This window comes from Komagataeibacter saccharivorans (genome assembly GCF_003207825.1).
GTDB classification, from domain to species: domain Bacteria; phylum Pseudomonadota; class Alphaproteobacteria; order Acetobacterales; family Acetobacteraceae; genus Komagataeibacter; species Komagataeibacter saccharivorans.
Genome location: NZ_NKTY01000018.1, coordinates 36,415 through 59,511, shown reverse-complemented (window position 1 = coordinate 59,511; position 23,097 = coordinate 36,415). Strand labels below are relative to the sequence as shown.

Here is a 23,097-nt window from a genome sequence, read left to right as displayed (position 1 = left end):
GGCGGACAGGTTCACGGCCACCGTGGGCACATGGATGCCGTCGCGGTCCCATTTCACGATCTGGCGGCATGCTTCAAGCAGCGCCCACTGGCCGATGGCTTCGATCTGGCCGGTTTCCTCCGCCACCGCGATGAAGCGGGAGGGAAAAATGTTGCCAAGGCGCGGATGATGCCACCGCGCCAGTGCCTCCACCCCCGTCAGTTCCAGCGTACGGGTATGGACCTGCGGCTGATAGTGCAGTTCCAGTCCATGATGGGCCACCGTGTCGCGCAGCGCCGCCCCAAGCAGCAGCCGGTCGGGCGTGGCATGGCTTTTGGTGGGGCTGGCGACATGGAAGCCGCAGCAACCGTCGTGCCGCGCCTGCCGCATGGCCGCATCGGCATGGCTGAGCAGGGATTCACTGTCCGGCCCGTTGGCGGGAAAGGTGCTGACGCCGATGCAGCACGTCACGCCGATCATATTGCGGGCGATATGGAACGGACGGCTGATGGCCGCGATCAGGTCCCCCGCCACATTGGCGATCCGTTCGCCGTGGCAGTCGGGCACGACCATAACGAACTCATCCCCGCCGGAGCGGCTGAGGATATAGTCATCCTGCGCCACTGAACGCAGCCGACGTGCGATTTCCATCAGGAATTCGTCGCCATGGATATGGCCCAGCGCGTCGTTGATATCGTGGAAACGGTCGATATCGAGCATGAATACGGCAAAGCGGCGGTTGCCGGAGCGCGCGATGGCGTCCGTCAGGGCCTGATGCAGCGCGCTGCGGTTGAGCAGCCCGGTCAGCATGTCGAAGCGCGCCAGCCGCGTAATGCGCGTACGTGCCGCCTGCTGTTCCATCGCCAGCGCGCAGAAGGGCGCACACGCCCCCACCAGACGCTGCGGCCATGCGCCAAGATGGTTGGCCCCGCGCAGGTACAGCGCGAAAATGCCGCCAACCTGCCCGTCCGCGCCCATGACAGGTGCCGCGTAGCACGACTGAAGCCCCAGTGAACGGCACAGGGACTGGTAGCTGTCCCATGCCAGCCGCCCGGCATAAGACGGGATTGCGGCCAGCTTTTCCAGATCGACAGCGGATGGCCCCCCGCTTTCCAGCGCCGTGCGGATACGGGGCGGCAGGGCGGACGTGCATATGACCCGCCACTCCGGCCGCGTATCGTCACGCACCATCAGGATTCCGACGCTGTCGGGCACGAAACCTTCCACCTTGCGGCAGATCAGGCCGCCGATTTCGGCCATGCCAATATCGCCCGTCAGCGCCTGCACCACGTCATTCTGCAGGATCAGGATCTTGCGGCGCTGGGTTTCCTCCGTCACGTTCTTCAGGGTCGCGATGTAAAAGACCTGTGCCGCGTCCCCCTTCCCGGCCCGCACTTTCGATATGGACAGTTCCGCGCAGACATAATCGCCATCGGCGCGGGTAATGGCCATCTCCCGCGCGGCACCGACCAGCGCATCCAGTCCGCCCGTCCGCGCCGCCTGACCCGCGCAGGCGGGGATCAGCAGCGTGGCGTCACGGCCCATCATGTCAGTATGCGTCAGGCCCCACAGCCCCTCGGCAGCGTGGTTGCAGAAGACGACACGACCGTCGTGATCGAAGATTATGATGCCATCCATGGCCTGCTGAAGGGCGGGAAGCAGGATGTCGGCGGTCAGGGCTGGGGGCGCGCGCATCTGCATTACCGTCCTTCGTCACTGGCATTCATCATCCGCCCCCATCGCCGCAACGACCGGGACAGGGAATACGGACGGCATCCCGCACGAATGGACACGCGGCGTCCCCTTCCCCCTTTCATATGGGAAGGCAGCCGGGTCCGTTCCATAGCGGCGCGGCCTGCGATGGCGGCGTGGGGAATGATCGGGGCGGTCTGTGGGGGCAACGGGCCGGTTTTCTCCATGGGGGCGTTACAGTCGGATAAGAAATTTATAAAAGGCACATAAATCGTAATATTTTTTAATTCTGTTCTCTATTTATACTTCATCTGGTTCCAGATTGCCAATGCGGCAGGTATTGATCCGACCTGTCGGGCGATTGATGCCTCTAACGCAAATGGTTTCTGCTCCAGTTATTATATGATATAACACAAAACAGCCTATTTGAGAATATTTAACAATTAATTAATACGCATATTGAATATACGATAACTGAACATGAATGGATACAAATCATGTGGGGAGATATTGTTTTGTAACGTATGCCCCGCCGGTCCGTTTCCTGCGCTGGTTCCGGCACGGCGTATTGTGGCGCTCAGTCCCCCTGCGCACCCGCAAGCTGGCCGGGCAGGCCCGTCAGGATCATGGCCTTCGACGGGCGTGTCGCCGCCACATACAGCAGTTGCTGCGTTTCCAGCAGGTTGGCGCTGGCGCGGCGGGCAATGTCGCCCACATCCACGAATACGCGCCCGAACGTGCTGCCCTGCGCGGTATGCACCGTCATGGCATAGACCGCCTGCAACCTGCCTATGCCACGGCGGAACACGAAACGGTGCTGCCAGCGCGCGCGGTCCTGCGCCGCCTCGTTTTTAAGCCTGCGCTCGATCGCGCCCATATCCGCGCCGGGGCGCAGGATCGGCACCGGCGTTTCATCCCCCGCAAGCGTGCGCAGGACCACTTCATGGATCGGCAGTTCCGTTGTCCACCCCGCCACCTTCGACGTGGCGGGAAAGGCATGGCGCAGCACCGTGGGGCGGATGGCGGCGACTTCCGCTTCCTCGTTGGTGGCGACCATCACGCGACGGCCTTCCACATCCATGACCGGGGTGCGGGCGATCACACGTTCCCCCGCGACGAAGGGCGTTGGCGTCTCCCCCCCATGCACCCAGCGCCGCACGGTGCGGTTGATGGCGTCCACACGCGCATTGGTCCAGCACAGGTAACGGAACGCATCGCTGTCCGCGCGGAACTCATCGGACGTAAAGGCCCGCCGCATCCATTCGTCCGGCGCGCGCGGCACGAACAGGCCCGCCCCGTCATGATGGCTGGCGCGGCACCATGACCAGTCCAGCGGGCCGCCCTGACTTTCGCGTATGGCGGTGGCGGCGGCGACCAGCGGGTTATCGGCGGCCTGCCGCACCACGGTATTGAGGTGCGAGGCGGAACGGATGGCGAAGGACGGGCTTATGGCCTCCCCCACCGGGGGAAGCTGCGCCGGGTCGCCCACGAACAGCACGAAGCGGTCCGGCACGAGTTCGCGCACCCAGCGCATGAGTTCGGAACCTACCATGCTGCATTCATCAATGATGATGACATCCGCCGTGATCGGTTCGGGCCGGTCGGCGCGTTGCAGCACCTCGCGCCCGTCCTGCGCGCCGGGTTGCAGCGACAGCACATTATGGATGGTGCGGCACGGGGCCAGATTGCCAACGCGCGCGCGCAGCACCGCCGTCGCCTTGTGCGTGGCGGCGGTGAACACCACTTCCGCCCCGCGTTTGCGCAGCGCGCGGGCGACCTGCTGCATGAGGGTGGTCTTGCCCGTCCCGGCATAGCCGGTCAGCAGATGGGTGGCCGAGACCCCGCGCGCGGCGAGTATTTCCGCCAGCGCCCGTTCCTGGCACGCGGTCAGGACCGTGCGGGACATGAAACCACCGGACGGGGTGAAGATGCGCGGGCCTGAAGCATCGGGGCGGGTCTGTTCCTTCCTGCGGGTTACGTATCCGCCCGACTAATAAGCCGCGCCACGACAGCCGACCAGAAGAAAAGCGTGCCCTGCCCCGACCGCAGGGGCCGGACAGGTCCGGTACCACGGAAAATACGATTGCCGCCATACATGAACCGCAAAGCACAATTGCCGTGATCGTTATGTAATCGTATTGATAAGCCGCCGCGTGCGGTCCACAGTGGCGATGCCATGATGATCGTCCGTAAAAACCCCTGCCGTCACCACCGCGCACTGACCGCCCCGCGCCGGACGCCGCCATCATCCCCGCCGCGCGCGGGATGGGTGGCATGATGCGCTCCCCCCTTGCGCTGGCCATGACCGCCATCGTGGCATGGAGCCTGATCGCCCCGGTGTCCAAGCTGGCGCTGGTATCACTCAATTTCTACAATTTCCTGTTCATCTCCAACGTCATTTCCTGCGTGGCGGTGGGCGCGGCATTTGCCGTGATGTGCCGGGGGAATTTCGCGCGCCTGTCGCCCGTGCGGCGGACCAATCAGGTGGCGATGATGGCGGGCGTGCTGGACTGCATGTTCTACCTTGGCATCTATCACGGCTACCGCATCAGTAACGGGGTTGCGGTGCTGATCGCGCAGTATAGCTGGCCGGTGCTGATTGTGGTGCTGTCCGCCGTGTTCTTTCACGTCCGCCCCACCGCGCGGCAGGGAATGGGGCTGGCCTGCGGGGTGCTGGCCATCATCATCACCATAAGCCATGGCGACCCGCTGCATATCGGGCTGGGCCATCCAGGCGCGCTGGGGTTGGTGGTCGGCGGCGCGCTGTGTTTCGCGGTGCTGTCGGTCCTGTCCAAATACTACATGGACGATGCGCTGGCGGGCACGGTGTGGCTGTTCGTGACATCCACCCTCACCTCGCTGGCGGTGGGTGCTGCGGCGGGCGGGATCAGCCTGCCACCGGCGGCGGCCCTGCCCACGCTGGTCCTGAACGGGGTGGCGATCAATGGCCTGTCCTACATATTCTGGATAGTGGCGCTGGCACGCGGCAACGCGGTGCGGATTTCCGCGCTGGTTTTCCTGACCCCCGTGCTGTCAACGCTGTGGCTGGTGATGTTCTTTCACGAACCGTTCCTGCCTGCCTATGCGGTCGGGCTGTGTCTTGCCCTTGCGGGGGGATTGCTGTGCATGCGTGGCAATGCGGCAGAGTCATAGGGCCATCCCGTGGGACATTCCCTGAAATGATCTGCGGCGTCTTCTGAAGCTTTCTTTATATACAGCGGCGACCGGCTACCCAGACTTCCTGCACGTTCAGATCCCGGTCCATGACGACGAAATCGGCACGGCGCCCCGGTGCGAGCACGCCGCGATCGGGCAGGCCCAGCCAGTTCGCCGCATGTGTGCTGACCAGTCCGGCCGCCTGCGGCAGTGACGCCCCGGCCCGCACGGCGTTGCGTAGCGCCACATCCAGCGTCAGCACGCTGCCAGCCAGCGTGCCATCGGCCAGACGGGCCACGCCATCGGCCACCATGACCCCCTGCCCGCCCAGTTCGCTCGGGCCATCGCCCGTGCCGGTGGCGCGCATGGCGTCGGTCACGAATACCAGCCGCCCACCCATCACACGATGCGCAAGCCCGAACAGGGCCGGATGGACATGATGGGTGTCGAACACCATCTCGCCATAGCCCGCATCGCTACACATAAGCGCCGTAACGGGACCGGGCGCACGCGCCATGACCGGCGGCATGGCGTTGAACAGGTGCGTGCCACCGGCAACCCCGCCCGCCGCGCAGATGCAGCCGATGGCCTGTTCCGTGCAGTCGTAATCCGCCATCGTATGGCCGATACTGACCCGCACGCCCGCCTGCGCGAACTGGCGCATTGCGGCCTGTGCATGATCGATTTCCGGGGCCAGCGTCACCACCCGCACCGCCCCGGTATCCAGTGCCGCGCCAACCCGCGCGGGTGTGGGCAGCAGGGCGAAGGGTGGCTGCGCGCCAAGCCGGTGGGGGCTGATGAACGGCCCTTCCAGATGTGCGCCGGGAATGTCGGGGCCATCCGCCATGCCATCGCGCATGACATCCGCCACCGCCCGCAGCGCGCCCAGCACATCATCCCACGGCGCGGTTATGGTGGTGGGCAGGAGCGTGGTGGTCCCGTGGCGCATATGAAAACGTGACAGATGGCGGATCGCATCCACCCCATCCATGGTATCGGCCCCGCCGCCGCCATGCACATGCCCGTCAATAAAACCGGGCAGGATATAGCGATCCGGCACGTCGCTGCGGTCCTGCATGCCGGTAATGACCGTGTCGAACGCAATACGGCCGGGCATGACCCGGTCGGGCAGGACGATGTGGCCGTCAATGCTCACGGTACGGCTTTCTCCCCGCCTGTCACGTCATGCCGTGACGGGGCGCATGGTGGTTACAGGCCCAGTTCTTCCGGCCGGTAGGCTGCAAACCAGTCCCTGAACTGGTCCGCCGGCAACGGTTTGGAGAACATGTATCCCTGAAGCACGTCGCAGTCCATTTCCGCCAGCAGGCGACGCTGCTGCTCATGCTCGACACCTTCGGCCACCACGGTCATGCCAAGGCTCTGGCCAATGCGTACCGACGCCATCACCACCGCGCGCACCTTCTCGATGCTTTCCAGACCCACCATGAAGCTGCGGTCGATCTTCATTTCGTTCACCGGCAGGCCCGCAAGGTTGGACAGGCTGGAAAAACCGGTGCCGAAATCGTCCATCGACATGCCAACACCCATTTCACGCAGCGTCTGAACCATGTGGATGGTCCGCTCGTAGCTGTCGATCATGGTGGTTTCGGTAATTTCGATTGTCAGCCGGTTGGGCGGAATCCCGGTCTCGCGCAGCAGGTCACGCACGAAATCAGGCAGCGTTTCATCACGGAAATGCAGCGCCGACAGGTTGACCGATACAATCGGCACATCCACGCCATCGCGTATCCACTCGGCCATCTGCTCGCACGCCACACGCAGCGACCATTTGCCGATGGCCTAGATCTGGCCGGTTTCCTCCGCCACGGTAATGAACCGTTCAGGCGAGACAAAGCCAAGTTTCGGATCGGTCCAGCGCGACAGCGCCTCCACCCCGTACAGCCTGCCGCTGCGGGCATGGACCTGCGGCTGATAGAACAGGCGCAGGTCGTTATTGGCGATGGCGTCACGCAGGGCGGCGGCAAGGATCAGCCGGTCGCTGGCCTGCTGGTTCATGCTCTGGCTGAAGAAACAGCACCGCCCGCCCCCGCTGGCCTTGGCCTGGAACATGGCGCTTTCGGCATTCTTGAGCAGCGTGCCGCCATCTTCCCCGTTTTCGGGGTAAACGGCCACGCCAAGGCTGGCGGACAGGCCGATGCGGACATCGCCAATCTGCGCCGGGGCTTCAAGCTGATGCAGGATCGTGGCGCTCAGGGTGGAGGCATGCTGCTGCTCCCCCGCCGTCACGATGGTAAACTGGTCGCCCCCGCTGCGCACCAGCGTATCATCCAGACTTATGATCTCCCGCAACTGGTTGCTGACCCGCGCGATCAGTTCGTCACCCGCCGTATGGCCGAACAGGTCGTTGATGTGCTTGAAATTGTCCATGCCCACCGTAACCAGCATCAGGTTGCCGCGGCCGGGGCGGCGCAGCAGGCGGGCCATGTTCTGCCGCAGCCAGCGGCTGTTGGGCAGGCCGGTCAGCATGTCGAAATCCGACAGGCGGCTGATATGTTCCTTCGCCTCGTGCCGTTCTATGGCCACGGTGCACAGGTGCAGGCTGGCGTTCACCGCCTTCTGGCAGGCGGGACCGGGCAGGCTGGCGGTGCGGGAATAGCAGGTGAAGACCCCGGCCACGCGGCTGTTGCGCAGGATGATGGGGGTGGCGACGGCGGTATGGATGCCGTGGCGCAGCGTCGCATCGCGCATGTTCCGCCAGCGCGGGTCGGTTGCGATGGCGGGGGACTGCGCCACCGTGCCGGTAATGGCGGCCACGCCGGAACACGGGGCGTCCGGCCCGATGGGCTGCGCGTCATACAGTTCGACCAGTTCGGACGGCAGGCTGGCGCGGCCCACGCATTTCAGCCGGTCATCCGAACCGATCAGGTAGATGGCCACCATCACGTCGGGGATATGCTGTTCGATACGGCGGCAGATGAAATCCATGACCTCGTTGAGGCCAAGGTCGCTTGAAATCGCTTCCAGCGTGTCGCGCTGAAGGCTGTCGAGGAAATACTGTTCGGTAATATCGGTCAGCACCACCACGATGTTCTCGATCCCGCCATCGGCATCGAATACGGGATTCATGGTGGCGGATACCCAGATATCGCGCCCGCTGGCGTGGCGGGCGCGGATTTCAACCGTGAAGCCCCGGGCGTTGCGGGCACTTTCATGCAGGGCGTTCAGGATGCCGATATCGGCCGCGTCGCCCGTCAGCAGGGCGGACAGTCCCTGCCCCACCACCTGCTCAAAGGTGAAACCGAACAGGTCGCTGAAGGCGCGGTTGACGTAGATGATGCGGAAGGAAGGATCGAGGATGGCGACGCCACGGTCGGTCTCGCGCACCACCAGCGACAGCATGCGGATTTTTTCGCGGTCGGCGACTTCACGCGATATGTCGCGGATCAGCGCCATGTACCCGACCTTGCCCCCCACCGCGATGCGCGACAGCGACAGGTTGGCCCAGAAGGTGGTGCCGTCAAAACGTTCGACTTCCACATCGCGGCTGGTGCCGACGATGCGGTTGACCCCGCCATCGCGGTTCTGGCGGATCAGGTCATCATGCGTGCTGCGCAGCGCGCGGGGCACGAGGACACTCACATTACGCCCCATCACGTCTTCACGCGCGCAGCGCCACAGTTTTTCCGCGGCGCTGTTGAAGAAGGTGATGTCGTTTTTCTCATCAATCAGCACGACGGCGAGAATGCTCTGTTCCAGCGCGGGCAGGACAGTAATCGGCGTGTTGTCTATCACGTCTCGGGGCATCTTGCTGCTGGGCTCCTGCTAATCGGCAACGCGCGGGATGAGGAGACGGAAATGTGACATATACTGAAATATTTCGATAACCATATCGCGTGACCAGCCAGTACGCGCCTTAATGCGCATGGTCGTATTAACAAAGCATATATCGAAAGTATATGGCCAAAATTACCGCCCGGGTAATACCTGTCTCCTGCAGGCGGGCCATGCCTTATGGCCCCGTTTACCGGGCATTGACACGCGCTATGGAAGGATATGCGCCCCGATACCACTCCCCCGCTGGCAATACCCGCACGCCCCGCCGCATTGCCGGGCAGGATGCGCGGGCACGGCATGCCAGTGCCACGGATGACTTTATCTATACCGGAAATGTATGGATAAGGGTGGTCATGACGCATCATCTGCATGGTTATGAGGAAGGGTTGCACCATGTCTTTACCACCACACAAATGTGATCGGGCGCAGCCGTCACGATGACTGTATGGTAGCGGGCGCGACATGGCGTACGGACCGCAGGGGCGCAATCGGGGCGGGCGCCAGCGGCGGGGCGGGACAGCCCGGATCGCCGCGTACGATCATCCCACAGGCAGGAGCCGCAATGGCACAGGCGGGGGCATATTGCACGGACACGTCCCATACGGGCATACCGTGGCGCGGATCGGTTTCCGGTGGGGTGGATGGGGCGCATAATGGCGGGACATGACGGGACATGCAGCCTGTCCGTCGGGGCGGAATGCATCCAGCCCCATGGATGGCTGCTGGTATGCGATGCGCGGCTGGAGCGCATCACGCGGTGGTCGGCCAACGCGCCGGAACATCTGGGTAACGTGAAACTGGCTTACGGAATGGGCCTGCGCGACGTGATCGGGCGCGAGGCAACCCATAGCATCCGCAACGCGCTGGCCACCCATGGCGAAGCCCATCGCCGCCCTGCCCTTGTATTCGGTCAGGAGCTGCCATCTGGCGGTCTTTATGATGTCGCGATCCATACGGCAGGCGACGAAATCATGCTGGAATGGGAACCGCCCGCCCGTATGGGGCTGGACGGGGCCTATCTGTCGCTGCTGCGCACCATGATCGACCGCATCCGCGAGATTACGGAATTCGAGCGTCTTTACCGCACTGTTGTCCGCCTGATGGCCGGGGTGCTGCGCTTCGACCGGGTCATGCTCTACCACTTCGCCGAGGACGGGTCAGGCAAGGTGGAGGCCGAACATCACGGTCCCGACCTTGAAAGCTTCCTCGGCCAGCATTTTCCCGCCAGCGACATCCCTGCCCCGGCCCGCAGGCTGTACAGCACCAACCTGATCCGCGCGATCAGTGATCTTGCGGCCAAACCGGTGCCTGTCATCTCGCCTGCCCGCCTGCCGCCGGCGGACCTGCTGCATACCCACCTGCGCGCGGCGGTGCCAACCCACCGCGACTACCTGCGCGGGCTGGGGGTCGTCGCATCACTGTCGGTATCGCTGATGGTGGACGGGCGGCTGTGGGGCATGATCGTGTGCCACCATTACAGCGCGCGCACGCTGAACATGAGCGAGCGCGTCGTGGCCCGCATGTTCGGGGAATTCCTGTCGCTACAGATCACCAACCTGCTGCGCACCAAGCGGCTGGTCATGACGCACCAGACCCATGCGCTGATCGAAACCTTCCTCAAGGGGGCGGCCCCGGTCTCTGACATGCCGGCCTATCTCATGGCCCACCTGAAGGAGATGCTGACCTTCGTGCAGTGCGATGGCGCGGCGCTGTGGGTGGGCGGACGGTGGACCTATAACGGCGCGCATCCCCCGCCGGATGCCATGGACGCCCTGCTGGAACTGGCGCGCGAACAGGCGGGGACGCAGATATGGCACACGAACCGCCTGAGCACCTTCATACCGGACGCGGTGCATTATGTAGCCGATGCGGCGGGGGTGATGATCGTCCCGATTTCTTCGCGCGTCGGGGACTACCTGCTGGTTTTCCGCCGCGAGGTGGTGCGGACTCTGAAATGGGGCGCCTCCCCCGATACGCCACCGGACCCGCACGATCCCGTTGACGTGCAGGACGGCTATTTCGGCCCGCGCAACAGTTTCGAGATATGGACCCAGCAGGTCACGCAGGAATGCCTGCCATGGACGGCGGATGAGGTGGAAGCCGCGACACTGGTGCGCTCCGCCCTGATCGAAGTGATGGGCGCATACCACCAGTTGCAGTTGCGTGAACGCGCGGCGGCGGACCAGCGGCAGCGCATGCTGAACGAGGAACTGAACCACCGGGTCAAGAACATCCTGTCCGTCGTGCAGTCACTGGTCAGCCAGCCCGTCGCACCCGAAGATACGGCCCCCGAACATGTCCAGCGCCTGCGCGGGCGCATCCGCGCACTGGCGCTGGCGCACGATCAGGCGGTGCGCAGCGAAGGCGGCGGCCTGCTTTACGCGTTGCTGGACGCGGAACTTGCACCGTACCGGGAACGTTCGTTCATTACATGCTCCGGCCCGCGCATATGGCTGACGGGTCAGGCGCTTTCGGTGCTGGCGCTGGTGATCCATGAACTGGCCACCAACGCGGTCAAATATGGCGCGCTGGGGCAGGCCTGCGGGCGGCTGGACATAAGCTGGACATATGATGCGAAGGTGGATGAATGGCGTATCACATGGCGCGAGACCGTAGGCAATGCGGTCCTGCCCCCCACGCGGCGGGGTTTTGGCTCCGTGCTGATCGAACGCGGGTTCCCGCATGAACTGGGCGGCAGCGCCCATGCCGACTGCAGGCCCGACGGGTTGCGGGTAACGCTCAACCTGCCTGCCCGCCACGTCAATCCTGCCCCGGACGCCGCCGATGACGCGGACCCGTCGCCCCCACCCCAATCCCCCGCCACCGGAAAGGAGAAGAAAGTGCTGGATGCGGATATTCTGCTGGTCGAGGATCAGTTCCTGATCGCGATGGAGGCGGAACAGGCGATCGAGGACACCCGGATCGGGCAGGTGCGGACCGTGGCCTCGGTTTACGAGGCGCTGAACGCGATAAGCGAGCGCGTGCCCGATGTGGCGATACTGGATGTCAATCTGGGTGGTGAAAGTTCGATCGCGGTGGCGCGTGCCCTGCGTGAACGCGGCGTGCCGTTCATTTTCGCCACCGGCTATGCCGACGGCACCCTCATCCCCAGCGAACTGCATGATGTGCCGGTGGAGCGCAAACCCTATTCCGCCACGGCGCTGGCTGAAAAAATCCGCCAGATCATATCCTGACGCCCGACGCTGGAAAGGAAGTGCCCGCCTTGCCCCGTTTCCCCGTTACCCATGTCGGTCTGGCCATGCTGACGCTGGGCGTCATGTCCTCCTCCGCCGCGCGCGCGGCAGTGCATGCGGACCGGCTGCGGGTACCTGCGGGATTTCATATAAGCCTTGTATCGGATCAGGTGCCCGGCGCGCGGGAAATGACGCGCGGCGCACGGGGCACGCTGTTCGTGGGCAGCATGGGGGCGGGACGGGTCTACGCGCTGAGCGGGCTTGACGGTCCGGGGCCACTCAGGGTGCGCACCATCGCCCACGGGCTGGACCTGCCGGTGGGGGTGGCGTTCCATGATGGGGATCTTTACGTGTCCGACATGCGGCGCATCGTGGTGCTGCGCGATATCGAAAACCATCTCGATACGCCGCCCGCACCACAGATCGTAGCCGACGACCTGCCCTACCGCGCGGGCGACCATTCATGGAAATTCATTGCTTTCGGCCCGGATAACCGGCTGTACGTCCCCATCGGCGCGCCGTGCAACATATGCGACGTAGGACATGATTTCGGCCGTATCATCAGCATGACGCCCGATGGCGGGGACCGCCGCGACGTGGCCTTCGGCATCCGCAACACGGTCGGCTTCACATGGCAGCCGGGCACCGGCACGCTGTGGTTTACCGATAACGGGCGCGACAACATGGGCGATGACATGCCATCGGACGAACTGAACCGGCTGGACCGGCCGGGACAGTCCTTCGGTTATCCCTACTGCCATCAGGGCAACGTGCCCGACCCGGAGTTCGGCAGCCAGCATGCGTGCGGCGAATTCACCCCGCCCGCCCTGCTGCTGGGTGCGCATGTGGCTGCACTTGGCCTGCGGTTTTATGAAGGCAGCCAGTTTCCCGCCGCCTATCACAACAGCCTGCTGGTTGCCGAACACGGGTCATGGAACCGCAGTACGCTTGCGGGGTATCAGGTCGTAAGCGTGGGCTTCGGCCCCGATAACCGGCCCCAGCCACCCGCCGTGCTGGTCAGTGGCTTCCGGCAGGGGCAGCAGGCATGGGGCAGGCCCGTGGACGTGCAGCCCATGCCCGATGGCAGCGTGCTGATAAGCGATGACCTGTCAGGCGCGATCTATCGCCTGATCTACGGCCCGCCCCCTGCCACGCAGTAATCCGCCCGTTCCCGTCATGCCCATAAAGGAGGGACCATCTTGATCCGTGGCACCACCCTGATCGCCGCCTGCATGCTGGCCATATCCACCCTGCCCGCCAATGCGGCGCAGCCCCCTGCCCCCGCCAGCCAGACCGGGCAGCCACCGCAGCGCATCTACCGGCATTTATGGACCGATGACAAAGGCATAAGCCACATCGCCACCTGTCCGGTCAGCAATTTCTTCCTCAAGAGCATGTCCCCGCCTGCCGGACCACAATGGCAGGACCCGATGATGCCGCAGGTAGCCACCATCATGATGACGGTCCAGCCCGCCCACTGGGATGGCGCGTGGCACCCGGACCCCAGGCCGCAATGGATCATCCCGTTGCAGGGAAGCTGGTATGTGCGCGCCATGGACGGCACGCGCGTAGAGATGGGCCCCGGCGATATCCTGTTCGGAGAAGACCAGAATGTCCGCCCGATGGAAACCGGCCCCTACCGTGGCCGCAAGGGCCATGATGCAGGCAATATCGGCGATGGACCCGTTACCCTTATGGTCATCCAGACCGCCAGCGCCCCGGTCATCAACCAGCCCTGCCGTTATCGCTAACGCTTAGCCCCATCCGGTTGGTTGGAGGAGGTAGAAAAGAGCCAGATTACGGAGCACACGGGACAATCAGGGACAGACCTGCATCGCAATTCGTTACGATTACGAACCTGACCTTTCCTTCCACTACAGTTATCAGCGGATAGCGCAAAAGTCGTGACCATCGGTCATATTCTTATCCACAGATTCCGGGGATAGTCGGAAAGATAACCCTGTGGAAAAAACCTTAGGAATTGAATTTATCTTGTAAATTCAATGATCTTTCGCATGAGTGTGGATTTCTGCACCCTCCCCCTGACAGGGCCATATGCACAGCCGCCATCGCGGCATACTGTTACGACCTGTAAAACATATGCGGGTGGCCCCGGACGGGAGCGGCCCGCGATACAGGAAAGCAGAGGTGCGGGAATGGGTGAATTCATCATACAGGGCACGGTTCTTACGCCGGTCAGCGCCACACGGGTCGGCATGGGCCGCGATGTGGTGCATGTGGCCGCGGATGGCCGCATTGCCGCCCGTCATGCACATGATACCCCCGCCGCCGCCGACCTGCTGGCCCACGCCGCGCGCAGCGGCATACCGGTGCGCACGCTGGGGCCGGGGCAACTGCTCATGCCCGGTTTTGCCGACCTGCACGTCCATGCCCCGCAATGGCCGCAGATGGGCCGCGCGCTGGACCTGCCGCTGCGTGACTGGCTGGAACAGCGCACCTTCCCCCTTGAAGCCCGCTTTGCCGACCCGGACTTCGCCGGCCCGGTCTATGAGGAAATGGTCACCACCCTGCTGGCCAACGGCACAACCACGGCGGTCTTTTTCGCCACCATTCATGAAGACAGCAGCCTGCTGCTTGCACGCATCTGCCTGCGCCATGGCCTGCGCGCCCATGTGGGGCTGGTGGCGATGGACGATCCCGAACTGTGCCCCGAAGGCTACCGCAATACCAGCGTGGAACAGGCCCTTGCCGCCACCCGGCGCTTCATCCACGCCGTGCGTGCGCTACCGGGCAATGAAATCGGACTGGTGCGCCCCATGGTCACGCCACGCTTCATTCCCGCCTGCACGGACGGGCTGCTGCATGGTCTGGGCGTCATGGCGGCGGAAGAAGACTGCCTGATCCAGACCCACTGTTCGGAAAGCGACTGGGAACATGATTACGTGCGCCAGCGCACGGGAGTAAACGATACCGTTGCGCTGGACCGGTTCGGGCTGCTGCGCCGGGGCACGGTGCTGGCCCATTCGTGTTTCATGACCGAGGATGACATGGCGCTGGTGCAGGCGCGCGGGGCGGCCATCGCGCACTGCCCGCTATCCAACGCCTATTTCGCAGGCGGGGTGCTGCCGCTTCGCACGGCATGGCAGGCAGGCGTGCATGTGGGCCTGGGCACGGATATTTCCGGCGGTTACTCGCCTTCCGTAGCCGTCAATGCCGCCATGGCGGTCACCGCGGCCCGCATGCTGGATACGGGTAACGATCCCGCACGCCCGCAGGCACAACGGGGGCGGCCCGGTTCCCGCATCAGCTTTGCCGAAGGGCTGTGGCTGGCCACGCGCGGGGGTGCGCAAGCACTGGGGATTGCCGCAGGCCAGCTTGAGGTCGGCATGGCATTCGACGCCATCGAAATCGACCGCACGGCACCGGGCAGCAACATCCTGCCCCTCATCCATGGCGAGGATGGCGCGGCGGAGGATGTGGCCCAGCAGATCCTGTGCAACATGGGCCGCCCCAATATCCGCACCGTATGGGTCGCGGGACGGCAGGTGCATGGAACTGACGCAGCCCCGGACTGACCGGGCTATCGGGCCAATATGATGGCGCCACGCGGCGGTACGGCCATTGTGCCGTCGCTTGCATCATGTAATCATATCGAAACAATTTCGTAAAAACGGGAAATCATGCCAACCGGATGACCGGGGCACGACGAAAGGCATCAATCGGATGGACGGGGAAAAAACGAAACTGTTCGTGTTCTACCTTGGCGGGTCGGCGCCGGGCGCGAATATTGAAGTGCATGACGTACAGTTCGCCGCCGTAAGAAAGCCGGAAGACGCCTACCCCATCATGGCCGAAAAATGGTACGGCACGCGCAAGGGCCTGCATATCGACGCATACGGCATCGTGGACTGGGCCGACGGCCATGACGTGACCCTCTCCCCCGAGAAGCCTGCGGGTTCCAGCAGGCTGTTCTTTGTAAACATGGGCGGCTATCTGCCCGGCAGGCTGCGCGAGGATCACCAGTTCGCCTTCTTCGTCGCGGAAAATGAGGAAGACGCCAAACGCAAGGCCAAGAATACGCTGCTGGTCGATTACGAACACCAGCACAAGGACAATCTGATGGAAGTGGATGACTGCATGCTGATCGACGCGCTTGAGGGCCAGTACGTCCACCTGAACCCCAATCCGTCCGGCCAGCCGGTCAGGGCGATATTTCAGGGCGTGATATGGATCTGACCCGCTACCGGTAAACCCGACCGCAAGCTTACGCCCGGACCATGCGGGCCGCCACAACCGGCGGTCCCGCATGCGGCAGTGGGCGCTATGGCAGACCGCTTACGCCGTCCACCGCCCAGTTCCAGTGATAGAGTTCGAGGTCGTTCATGACCTCCCCTTGCGCAAGGCGTAGCGTGCCGTGCTGGTCACGCAGGGGACCAACGAAGGGGGACCAGCCGTTCATGATACGGCTGCGCACCGCATCGGCCTTATCACGCACATCCTGTGGCACGCGCCTGCCCCACGGGTCGCGGTCAACGCCCTGACCCATCATCAGCAGTTGCGGCACGGGCCGCCATGTGCCCGCAAGGCGCGCACGGACCTGCGCTATGTAGAACTGCGCGAAGTCCAGCACGACGGAGGCCACATACGCGTCCGGCCCGAACTGGCGGATGTCCTTGTTCCACATCGCGGCCCACAGGCCCCGTTCCTGCGCCACATGCAGGTAGCCTGCCTCATCCATGATGCCGAACAGGAAGTCGCATCCCTTGTCCGCCAGTGCGTTGGCGGCCTGAATGGCGGCCTGCGGATCGAACCATGCGTTGATGGTGATGACCTGCATCGTGGCGTCCGGGTTGACCGTGCGCGCGCCCATCAGCGCCGCATTGGCCCCGGCATAGGCCGAAGGCAGCGGGAACGCGCCGATAAAGCCCAGCTTGCCCGTCTTGCTGAGCAGCCCCGCCGCAACCCCGATCACGTAGCTGACATACCAGTGCGCGATATAATACCATGATACGTTGCGTTTCACGGCCCGCCCGTCGCACTGCACGAAGGCGGTATCGGGCGCGCGGGCGGCAACATCGGTCAGGAAGTCGCCATAATCCGCGCCGGTCATGACCATCTGCGCGCCTTCGGCCACGAATTCACGTAAAAGGCGGGTAGCGTCGGCGGAATAGGGCACGCTTTCCACATAGACCGTGCGCAGGCGCGGGAATTCCCTGCGCACCGCCTGCAGGGCGACATGGTGCATTTCGGTCCAGCCGCCATCACTGGTCGGTCCGACATAGCCCATGGCCAGCAGGGCGTCCTCCTCCGCTACCGGCGGCAGGGGCGGCATACTGGCATAGGGGGCGGCAAGATCGGCCAGTATCTGCGCCGTTGACTGTGGGCCGGATGGGGCGGCAAGGCCCCGTCGTGGCGCAAGGCCGGTGGAAAGGGCAGCCCCGGCCGTGGCCAGCAGGTGCCTGCGCGGCAGGATCATGCGCCGTGTCTTTCAATAAAAGGAAGGAGATGGTCTACCGTGCCCACAGGGTCCGCAACCTGCGGGGCGTGTCCCGTATCCATGGTAATGACCTGCGCGCCGGGCACAAGGGCCTGCATCCGGCGCTGCACGGGCAGGATGACCGAACGGTCGCCAGTTGCCTCGACATACAGGCGGGGAACCGTACCAAAACGCGCTGCCGTAAGGGATGCGCGCAGGTCCAGCCCGCCCAGCCCCTGCGGTGTCAGCCTGCGTGACGCGGCGATGGCGACATCGGGCGGACAGTCCTGCAGAAAGATGGCCACGGCCGCCTCAGGCGGGACAACGGACACCATGCCGGGTTCGGGCCAGCGCAGGTAGGGGTTGATGCCGGTCGCCGCCGGGTATTGCGGCACCATCTGTTCCACCACCTGCCCGAAGCCCATGCCATCGGGCAGCATCATGCCCGCAAGATAGGCGATGGAGCGCACGCGCGCGGGAAAGCGTTCCGCCACGGCGGAGGCGACAACCCCGCCCCCCGAATGGGCGACAAGGTGGACGGGCGTGCCGATCGTGTCCATCAGTTCCGCCACATGCGCCACGTAACGCGCCAGCGTGGCATCCCGCGCGGGCGTGCCATCCACACCATTACCGGGCAGATCGACGGCATGGGTGGGAATGGCGGTGCGCGTCGCCCATACATCCATGAAGCGCTGCCAGGCCCAGCTTCCCTGCCATGCGCCATGGATCAGGATAACGGCGGACGGGCCGGATATGTCCTTCATCGACCGTAAGTCCGGTCATACATGGTCCGCAGATGGTCTTCCACCGTTACCGGCGGCCAGAGCGGGCTTTCACCGGGGGCAAGACAGCCGGGCAGGCATTCGACCACCTGATCGGGATTGCCGGTATGGAAGAAGGGCACCGAATACCGTTCCCGCCCCGATGTGTTGATGACGCGGTGCAGGGTGGACCGGTAGCGGTTATTGGTCCAGCGCGAGATCATGTCGCCCAGGTTGACGACGAAGCTGCCGGGAATGGGCGTGGCGTCCAGCCAGTTTCCGTCCGGCGCGCGCACCTGCAACCCGCCGCTGTCATCCTGAAGGAGCAGCGTCAGCCCGCCGAAATCGGTATGGGCACCTGCCCCCTTCTGTCCCGGCGGGGCCTTGGCGGGCTGGGGCGGATAATGCAGCAGGCGCAGCGTGGTCAGCGGGTCATGACAGAAAGTGGCGAAATAATCTTCCGCCAGCCCCAGTGACAGGGCGATCCCGCGCATGAGCTGTTCGCCCAGCGCAGTCATGGCCGCGCTGTATTCCATCATGACGGCGCGGAACCGCGGCATGTCCTGCGGCCACTGGTTCGGTCCCTGATTGAAGCGTCCGGCCACCACGGCGGGATCGGAAAGTGATTTTTCCGGCCCGATATAGAACCCTTCTTTCAGGTCCGGCGGCGTGCCGGGTTCCAGCGTCTGGTCGCGCAGGGGTTCATACCCGCGATTGCAGGTCGAGCGGTTCTTGTTCAGTGCTTCCTTGCAGGTTTCCGGCAACGCGAAGAACTGGCGCGACTGTTCAAATACCGCGGCAATCAGGTCCGCTGGCACGCCATGGTCGACACAGTAGAAAAAGCCCATGTCGCGGCATGCTTCGTGCAAGGTTGCACCCACTTCCTGCCGCCGGGCGGGATCATCCGCGCGCAGGCCCGCAACCGATATGACAGGAAGACCCTGCCATGCCGCTGCACATGACTGTTCAGGCATTGTTATTCCCCCGGTTTGATATGCAGGCCGCACGATCCGCCCCCCAGACAGACCGCGCACCCCAGGTCAACAGTCCAGCGGCCATATCCGCCTGCTGGTCATCATCAGTTTTCCACCAGCCTGCCGGTTTTGACAATAGTGGCATGCGCCATTGTGGGGTAAGGCCGGGTCGTTGCAGGACTGGAACGCCGGAAATCCAGCCTTCCGTCCATTCCGATATTATTGCCCCGCACCATGCCGCCCGACGGTAACATGGCGTGTGGGCATTCGGGATACGGGGCATTTCACATCCGTTATACTGCCATACCCGCGCCCTGCCCCGGTTGTGCGCGGGTCGGGCGCGTGGCATGATGTGATAACAATCCGTATCGGGGCCGCCACGTCGCAACCGGCGGCGGGAGGGCATGGCCATGCGGGCCGGATGCCGACACCCCGCACGGGCGGACAGGAACAATGCTGGTTCACGAAGGGGCATCACGCAGTATCAGTACCGACCTGCGGCTGGGCTGCACACTGGCGGCGATGGCGGGGGCGATCAACGTGACCGGCTTTCTTGTGGTGGGGTACTATTCCGCCAACATGACCGGCAACCTGTCGGCGCTGGCTGCTGATATTCTGGGTGGCGGGGCGGTGTCCGTCCTGTCCTGCCTTGGTCTGATCGCCGCATTCGTCGTGGGTGGGATTTCAGCCACGCTGCTGGTCAATGCGGGACGCAGGCATCACCTGCATGCGGTCTATGCCTGCGGCATCGTGCTGGAGGGCATGATGCTGGTGGCGCTGGGGGCGACCGCCGATTTTCTGCCCGCGCGGCAGGCCACACGGATGCTGGCCTATGGGCTGAGTTTTCTGATGGGCCTGCAGAACGCCACCGTTACCCATATTTCCGGCGCGCGGGTCCGCACCACGCATATGACCGGCATGCTGACCGATCTGGGCATAGAACTGGCCCAGTGGCTTGAACACCGCCGCACCCCATGGGCGGATGCAACGGCCATGCGGGTGCGCGAACGGCTGCGGCTGCATGGGGCAATCGTGCTGTCCTTCGCACTGGGGGGTATTGCGGGCGCGCTGTCTTACCGCTGGTGCGGGGTGATGGTACTGCCGCTTATGGGGGTGGTGCTGATTGCGCTGGCGCTGCCCGGGGTTGTGCGCACGCTGCGGCGGGGCTGACGGGCGTGCGGTTGCATGCCACGCGGTGCCAGTTTATCCTTGGTGCCAGAAATGGCGGGCATGGCCCGCGACCCGTCCAGCGCGCGTGAGGCATCATGAAACAGACCCCGGCTACCGAATTCCTGTCCACCACCGGCGTAGCATTCACGGTGCATGATTATGAATACGCACCGGGCGGCGGGCTGATCGGCATGCAGGCTGCGTCCTCCATCGGTGTGGACCCGGCCTGCGTGCTCAAGACACTGGTGGTGGAAGTCGATCGCACCACGCCCGTCTGCCTTGTGGTGCCTGCGGATCACAAGGTGAATTTCAAGAAGGTGGCGGCCCTGTTTGGCGGTCGTAACGCGCGGATGATGAACCCCGAAAAGTCAGCGGATCTGACCGGTTTCCGCTCCGGCGGCACCAGTCCGTTCGGTCAGGCGCAGCAAATGCCCGTCGTCCTGTCAGCCGATGCCATGGCGCAGCCGCAGGTCTACATCAACGCGGGCGATCAGGGACTGGTGGTCTGCATTGCCCCGGCGGACGCGCAAAAGGTGGTGAATGCGCAGGTAGCCGAGATTTCAGCCCCGCCCGCGCCCCCTGCCGCATAAGGCCAGCCACGGGGGCCGGGGTGACGGCGTGGTGGCCCACACGCCAAATCCATTATCGTCCCGTTTCGAATCCTGCTATGCGGACGACATGAACAAGCTTGCAACCCGCGTGCTGCCCCTTGCCGCCGCGACGGCCATCCTGTCCTGGTCCAGTGCCTATCCTGTCGTGCGGATCGCGTTGCGGGACATGCCGCCGGTACCGCTTGCGGCCATACGTTATGCCCTCGCCGCCCTTCTGGCCGGGGCATGGCTGGCATATAACCGCATCCCGCCCCCGGCGCTGCGCGACGTGCCGCGTGTTCTGGCCTGCGCGGGGATTGGCATCTCGCTGTACAATGTGCTGTTCAACATGGGGGAAGTCACGGTTTCCTCCGGTGCGGCAAGCCTGCTGATCGCATCCGCGCCACTGATGACCGCGCTGATCGCCATGCCGGTCCTGGGCGAACGGCTGAATGGCTGGGGCTGGATTGGATCGCTGCTCAGCTTTTCCGGCGTAATCCTGATCGCGGGTGGGCAGGCCGGTGGCATCGCGTTCGGTTCGGGGGCAACCTTCGTGCTTGGGGCGGCCCTGTGTTCGGCCATCTACATCATCATGCTGCGGCAGGTGATCCAGCGTTACGGCGGCCTGCCGGGCATATGCTATATCCTGATCGCGGGGGCGATACTGCTGCTGCCCTGGCTGCCCCGGGCATGTTCCATCCTGCCGAATGCTCCGTGGTCCTGCACGGCGGCGGTGGTTGAACTGGCGGTTTTTCCTGCCGCGCTGGGGTACGGGGCGTGGACATTCGTAATCGGCCATATGGGGGCGGCGCGTGGTTCGGCGCTGCTGTATACCCTGCCCCCCGTGACGATGGTGCTGGCCTTTATCCTGACCGGTGAGATCCCCGGCCTGCGCACGCTACTGGGTGGTGCGGTTGTAATGACGGGCGTGATCATCATGAACACATGGGGCCACCCGGACCGCAGGCAGGCCCGCATCTGCGCGGCACAGGACAGGCCGGTTTCGGGCAGTCCGGGCACGGCATCCGTTCGCTACGACAAAAGCTGAAACGCTGCGGGCGACCGGGGATCGCCGCGATGGCGTAGCCCTCTACCCCAGAGATACAGGGCGAATGGTGAAAGAGGCCGCTAGCCCGCCCCGATGCGCGGGATCACGCCCTGTTGCTGCTGGCGTTCAATCGCACTGATCAGAACCGCCAGCGGATCGGCATCCTGCGTATATCCGGCCAGCCGGATTTTCGTCATGTCAGATACGACATCGGCTTCCGTTCCGAACACGAAATCCCCAAATCCCCAGCCAACGGCCCGGGCGAAATCGGGCTGCACCAGATCCCTGCCGATCCGATCCCATATCGGGGTCAGTGCGGGCATGTGTCCGGCCAGCGAGAACGGGATAGGCTCGCCCACCTCAAGGCCGAAATGCCGGGCCAGACGTTCCCATATGCGACGCCACCGGAAAGGCGGATGCACATAGTTGAACGCCTGACCAGCCGCCGCATCGGACGTTGCCGCCCACAGGCTTGCCCGCGCCAGCGCATGGGCATCCGTGACCTGCGCCAGACACCCGTCATATGTCCGATATGACCCCGGAAACCGGAATGCTGCCTGATCCGCCGCGCAGATCGCAGCGTAGGCCCCTATGACAGTAGCAATATTCATCGCGTTGCCAGCAGCGTCGCCCACAACCACGTCAGGGCGCAGGATTGTCCATTCCGGGCCACCGGCTTCATGGCGTGCCTGCAATTCGCGCTGCTGGGTGAAATAGAAGTTTGGGCCGATCGGCCGCGGGTTTTCGTCTTCATAAAATGGCGTTGCAACCGGGCCGAGATGCACGCCATACACCTTGGCGCCCTGATAGAGGACAACACGCTTCAGCGACGCACCCGCATGCTTCAGCCCATCCAGCAGGTTCCGCAGCATGACCGAATTGCGCGCATCCTCCTCGGCCAGTCCGCCACCGGGGCCGTAGGCTGCGTAAAACAGGTGCGTGCAGTCCGCTGCGGCTTCCAGCGCCTTTCGCGTCTGTCCGGCATCGGTCAGGTCAGCGCGAACATCCCCATGACTACGGGAGAGACCCCGCCCCTCCCAGTCGGGTGTCGTGGCCATGACTTCAAGCAGGGCCTTGCCGATAATGCCGTTAGCCCCTGCCACCAGTGCCTTGTAAACCATGCCCGTGTCTCCTTCTGACGGGCGGAATAATACATGCTGCCATTCCGCGCAGGGCTATCATTTTCGTGATGGATACCTTGCGCATGAACCAGACGGGATTTTGCAAAATGCCTTTGACGCGCCGCTGTTTCACAAAAATACGGCCCAATCCTTTTCTGTTCCGATAGCGCCTAAAATAGA

Annotated in this window: 18 protein-coding genes and 1 pseudogene; 10 read left to right on the top strand and 9 right to left on the bottom strand. The window is 64.0% G+C overall.

Going from position 1 to position 23,097, the window contains the following annotated elements; genetic code table 11:
• A partial coding sequence (locus CFR79_RS10955) for a diguanylate cyclase domain-containing protein (RefSeq protein ID WP_110547936.1) occupies positions 1-1,674 on the bottom strand: 1,674 nt, incomplete at its 3' end.
• Positions 1,675-2,248: 574 nt separating this feature from the next.
• Positions 2,249-3,577, bottom strand: a complete 1,329-nt coding sequence (locus tag CFR79_RS10950; RefSeq protein ID WP_102323819.1) for an ATP-dependent DNA helicase — start codon at positions 3,575-3,577, stop codon at positions 2,249-2,251.
• A gap of 368 nt (positions 3,578-3,945) precedes the next feature.
• On the opposite strand from CFR79_RS10950, the gene CFR79_RS10945 reads away from it, so the two are divergent.
• Positions 3,946-4,824, top strand: coding sequence for a DMT family transporter (locus CFR79_RS10945; RefSeq protein ID WP_162900492.1), 879 nt, complete (start codon positions 3,946-3,948; stop codon positions 4,822-4,824).
• Between the two features lie 55 nt (positions 4,825-4,879).
• Here CFR79_RS10945 and CFR79_RS10940 read toward each other — a convergent pair whose 3' ends face one another.
• A complete protein-coding gene (locus tag CFR79_RS10940; protein WP_102323821.1) occupies positions 4,880-5,983 on the bottom strand; it encodes an N-acetylglucosamine-6-phosphate deacetylase in 1,104 nt (367 codons plus the stop codon).
• A 53-nt stretch (positions 5,984-6,036) separates the two neighbouring features.
• Positions 6,037-8,592: pseudogene (locus CFR79_RS10935) on the bottom strand (EAL domain-containing protein).
• A 200-nt stretch (positions 8,593-8,792) separates the two neighbouring features.
• Here CFR79_RS10935 and CFR79_RS10930 point away from each other — a divergent pair.
• Positions 8,793-9,041, top strand: coding sequence for a hypothetical protein (locus CFR79_RS10930; protein WP_146220134.1), 249 nt, complete (start codon positions 8,793-8,795; stop codon positions 9,039-9,041).
• Positions 9,042-9,054: 13 nt separating this feature from the next.
• On the opposite strand, the gene CFR79_RS15690 is transcribed toward CFR79_RS10930, so the two are convergent.
• Complete coding sequence (locus CFR79_RS15690) at positions 9,055-9,297, bottom strand: hypothetical protein (RefSeq protein WP_146220133.1); 243 nt, start codon at positions 9,295-9,297, stop codon at positions 9,055-9,057.
• Between CFR79_RS15690 and CFR79_RS10925 the strand changes: the two genes are divergently transcribed.
• The 5 genes from CFR79_RS10925 to CFR79_RS10905 all read left to right on the top strand — a co-directional run bounded on the left by CFR79_RS10925 (position 9,276) and on the right by CFR79_RS10905 (position 16,013).
• Entirely contained in the window at positions 9,276-11,816 is a 2,541-nt protein-coding gene (locus tag CFR79_RS10925; protein WP_110547935.1) for an HWE histidine kinase domain-containing protein, read from the top strand. The genes CFR79_RS15690 and CFR79_RS10925 overlap by 22 nt on opposite strands.
• 65 nt (positions 11,817-11,881) lie before the next feature.
• Positions 11,882-12,976 carry a PQQ-dependent sugar dehydrogenase gene (locus CFR79_RS10920; protein WP_110547934.1) on the top strand — a complete coding sequence of 365 codons (1,095 nt, stop codon included), beginning with the start codon at positions 11,882-11,884 and terminating at the stop codon, positions 12,974-12,976.
• A gap of 72 nt (positions 12,977-13,048) precedes the next feature.
• A complete protein-coding gene (locus CFR79_RS10915) occupies positions 13,049-13,567 on the top strand; it encodes a cupin domain-containing protein (RefSeq protein ID WP_102324244.1) in 519 nt (172 codons plus the stop codon).
• Positions 13,568-13,972: 405 nt separating this feature from the next.
• A complete protein-coding gene (locus CFR79_RS10910; RefSeq protein ID WP_110547929.1) occupies positions 13,973-15,352 on the top strand; it encodes an amidohydrolase family protein in 1,380 nt (459 codons plus the stop codon).
• A 148-nt stretch (positions 15,353-15,500) separates the two neighbouring features.
• Positions 15,501-16,013: a DUF1543 domain-containing protein gene (locus CFR79_RS10905; protein ID WP_110547928.1), complete on the top strand. Its 513-nt coding sequence runs from the start codon at positions 15,501-15,503 to the stop codon at positions 16,011-16,013.
• An 85-nt stretch (positions 16,014-16,098) separates the two neighbouring features.
• Here the strand turns inward: CFR79_RS10905 and CFR79_RS10900 are convergent, their stop codons facing one another.
• Genes CFR79_RS10900 through CFR79_RS10890 form a run of 3 tightly spaced genes read right to left on the bottom strand, consistent with a single transcriptional unit; the run spans position 16,099 to position 18,988 of the window.
• A complete protein-coding gene (locus tag CFR79_RS10900; protein ID WP_102323828.1) occupies positions 16,099-17,253 on the bottom strand; it encodes a BMP family ABC transporter substrate-binding protein in 1,155 nt (384 codons plus the stop codon).
• Positions 17,250-18,017: an alpha/beta fold hydrolase gene (locus tag CFR79_RS10895; RefSeq protein WP_110547927.1), complete on the bottom strand. Its 768-nt coding sequence runs from the start codon at positions 18,015-18,017 to the stop codon at positions 17,250-17,252. Before CFR79_RS10895 ends, CFR79_RS10900 begins: the two co-directional genes overlap by 4 nt.
• Positions 18,014-18,988 carry an isopenicillin N synthase family dioxygenase gene (locus CFR79_RS10890; RefSeq protein WP_110547926.1) on the bottom strand — a complete coding sequence of 325 codons (975 nt, stop codon included), beginning with the start codon at positions 18,986-18,988 and terminating at the stop codon, positions 18,014-18,016. Before CFR79_RS10890 ends, CFR79_RS10895 begins: the two co-directional genes overlap by 4 nt.
• A 453-nt stretch (positions 18,989-19,441) precedes the next feature.
• On the opposite strand from CFR79_RS10890, the gene CFR79_RS10885 reads away from it, so the two are divergent.
• From CFR79_RS10885 to CFR79_RS10875, 3 genes are all read left to right on the top strand, one after another.
• Positions 19,442-20,158: a YoaK family protein gene (locus CFR79_RS10885; RefSeq protein ID WP_110547925.1), complete on the top strand. Its 717-nt coding sequence runs from the start codon at positions 19,442-19,444 to the stop codon at positions 20,156-20,158.
• A gap of 92 nt (positions 20,159-20,250) precedes the next feature.
• Positions 20,251-20,748, top strand: coding sequence for an aminoacyl-tRNA deacylase (locus CFR79_RS10880; RefSeq protein WP_110547924.1), 498 nt, complete (start codon positions 20,251-20,253; stop codon positions 20,746-20,748).
• 88 nt (positions 20,749-20,836) lie between these two features.
• Positions 20,837-21,796, top strand: a complete 960-nt coding sequence (locus CFR79_RS10875) for a DMT family transporter (RefSeq protein ID WP_110547923.1) — start codon at positions 20,837-20,839, stop codon at positions 21,794-21,796.
• An 80-nt stretch (positions 21,797-21,876) separates the two neighbouring features.
• Here the strand turns inward: CFR79_RS10875 and CFR79_RS10870 are convergent, their stop codons facing one another.
• Complete coding sequence (locus CFR79_RS10870) at positions 21,877-22,917, bottom strand: NAD-dependent epimerase/dehydratase family protein (RefSeq protein WP_110547922.1); 1,041 nt, start codon at positions 22,915-22,917, stop codon at positions 21,877-21,879.
• Positions 22,918-23,097 lie beyond the last annotated feature (180 nt).

Bases quoted from the DNA above. Each gene is read 5' to 3' on its own strand.
- CFR79_RS10920 (WP_110547934.1), top strand. From the start codon at position 11,882: ATGCTGACGCTGGGCGTCATGTCCTCCTCCGCCGCGCGCGCGGCAGTG.
- CFR79_RS10890 (WP_110547926.1), bottom strand. From the start codon at position 18,988: ATGCCTGAACAGTCATGTGCAGCGGCATGGCAGGGTCTTCCTGTCATA.
- CFR79_RS10900 (WP_102323828.1), bottom strand. From the start codon at position 17,253: ATGATCCTGCCGCGCAGGCACCTGCTGGCCACGGCCGGGGCTGCCCTT.
- CFR79_RS10915 (WP_102324244.1), top strand. From the start codon at position 13,049: ATGCTGGCCATATCCACCCTGCCCGCCAATGCGGCGCAGCCCCCTGCC.
- CFR79_RS10910 (WP_110547929.1), top strand. From the start codon at position 13,973: ATGGGTGAATTCATCATACAGGGCACGGTTCTTACGCCGGTCAGCGCC.
- CFR79_RS10870 (WP_110547922.1), bottom strand. From the start codon at position 22,917: ATGGTTTACAAGGCACTGGTGGCAGGGGCTAACGGCATTATCGGCAAG.
- CFR79_RS10905 (WP_110547928.1), top strand. From the start codon at position 15,501: ATGGACGGGGAAAAAACGAAACTGTTCGTGTTCTACCTTGGCGGGTCG.
- CFR79_RS15690 (WP_146220133.1), bottom strand. From the start codon at position 9,297: ATGTCCCGTCATGTCCCGCCATTATGCGCCCCATCCACCCCACCGGAA.
- CFR79_RS10895 (WP_110547927.1), bottom strand. From the start codon at position 18,017: ATGAAGGACATATCCGGCCCGTCCGCCGTTATCCTGATCCATGGCGCA.
- CFR79_RS10930 (WP_146220134.1), top strand. From the start codon at position 8,793: ATGCCTTATGGCCCCGTTTACCGGGCATTGACACGCGCTATGGAAGGA.
- CFR79_RS10945 (WP_162900492.1), top strand. From the start codon at position 3,946: ATGATGCGCTCCCCCCTTGCGCTGGCCATGACCGCCATCGTGGCATGG.
- CFR79_RS10885 (WP_110547925.1), top strand. From the start codon at position 19,442: ATGCTGGTTCACGAAGGGGCATCACGCAGTATCAGTACCGACCTGCGG.
- CFR79_RS10925 (WP_110547935.1), top strand. From the start codon at position 9,276: ATGGCGGGACATGACGGGACATGCAGCCTGTCCGTCGGGGCGGAATGC.
- CFR79_RS10875 (WP_110547923.1), top strand. From the start codon at position 20,837: ATGAACAAGCTTGCAACCCGCGTGCTGCCCCTTGCCGCCGCGACGGCC.
- CFR79_RS10950 (WP_102323819.1), bottom strand. From the start codon at position 3,577: ATGTCCCGCACGGTCCTGACCGCGTGCCAGGAACGGGCGCTGGCGGAA.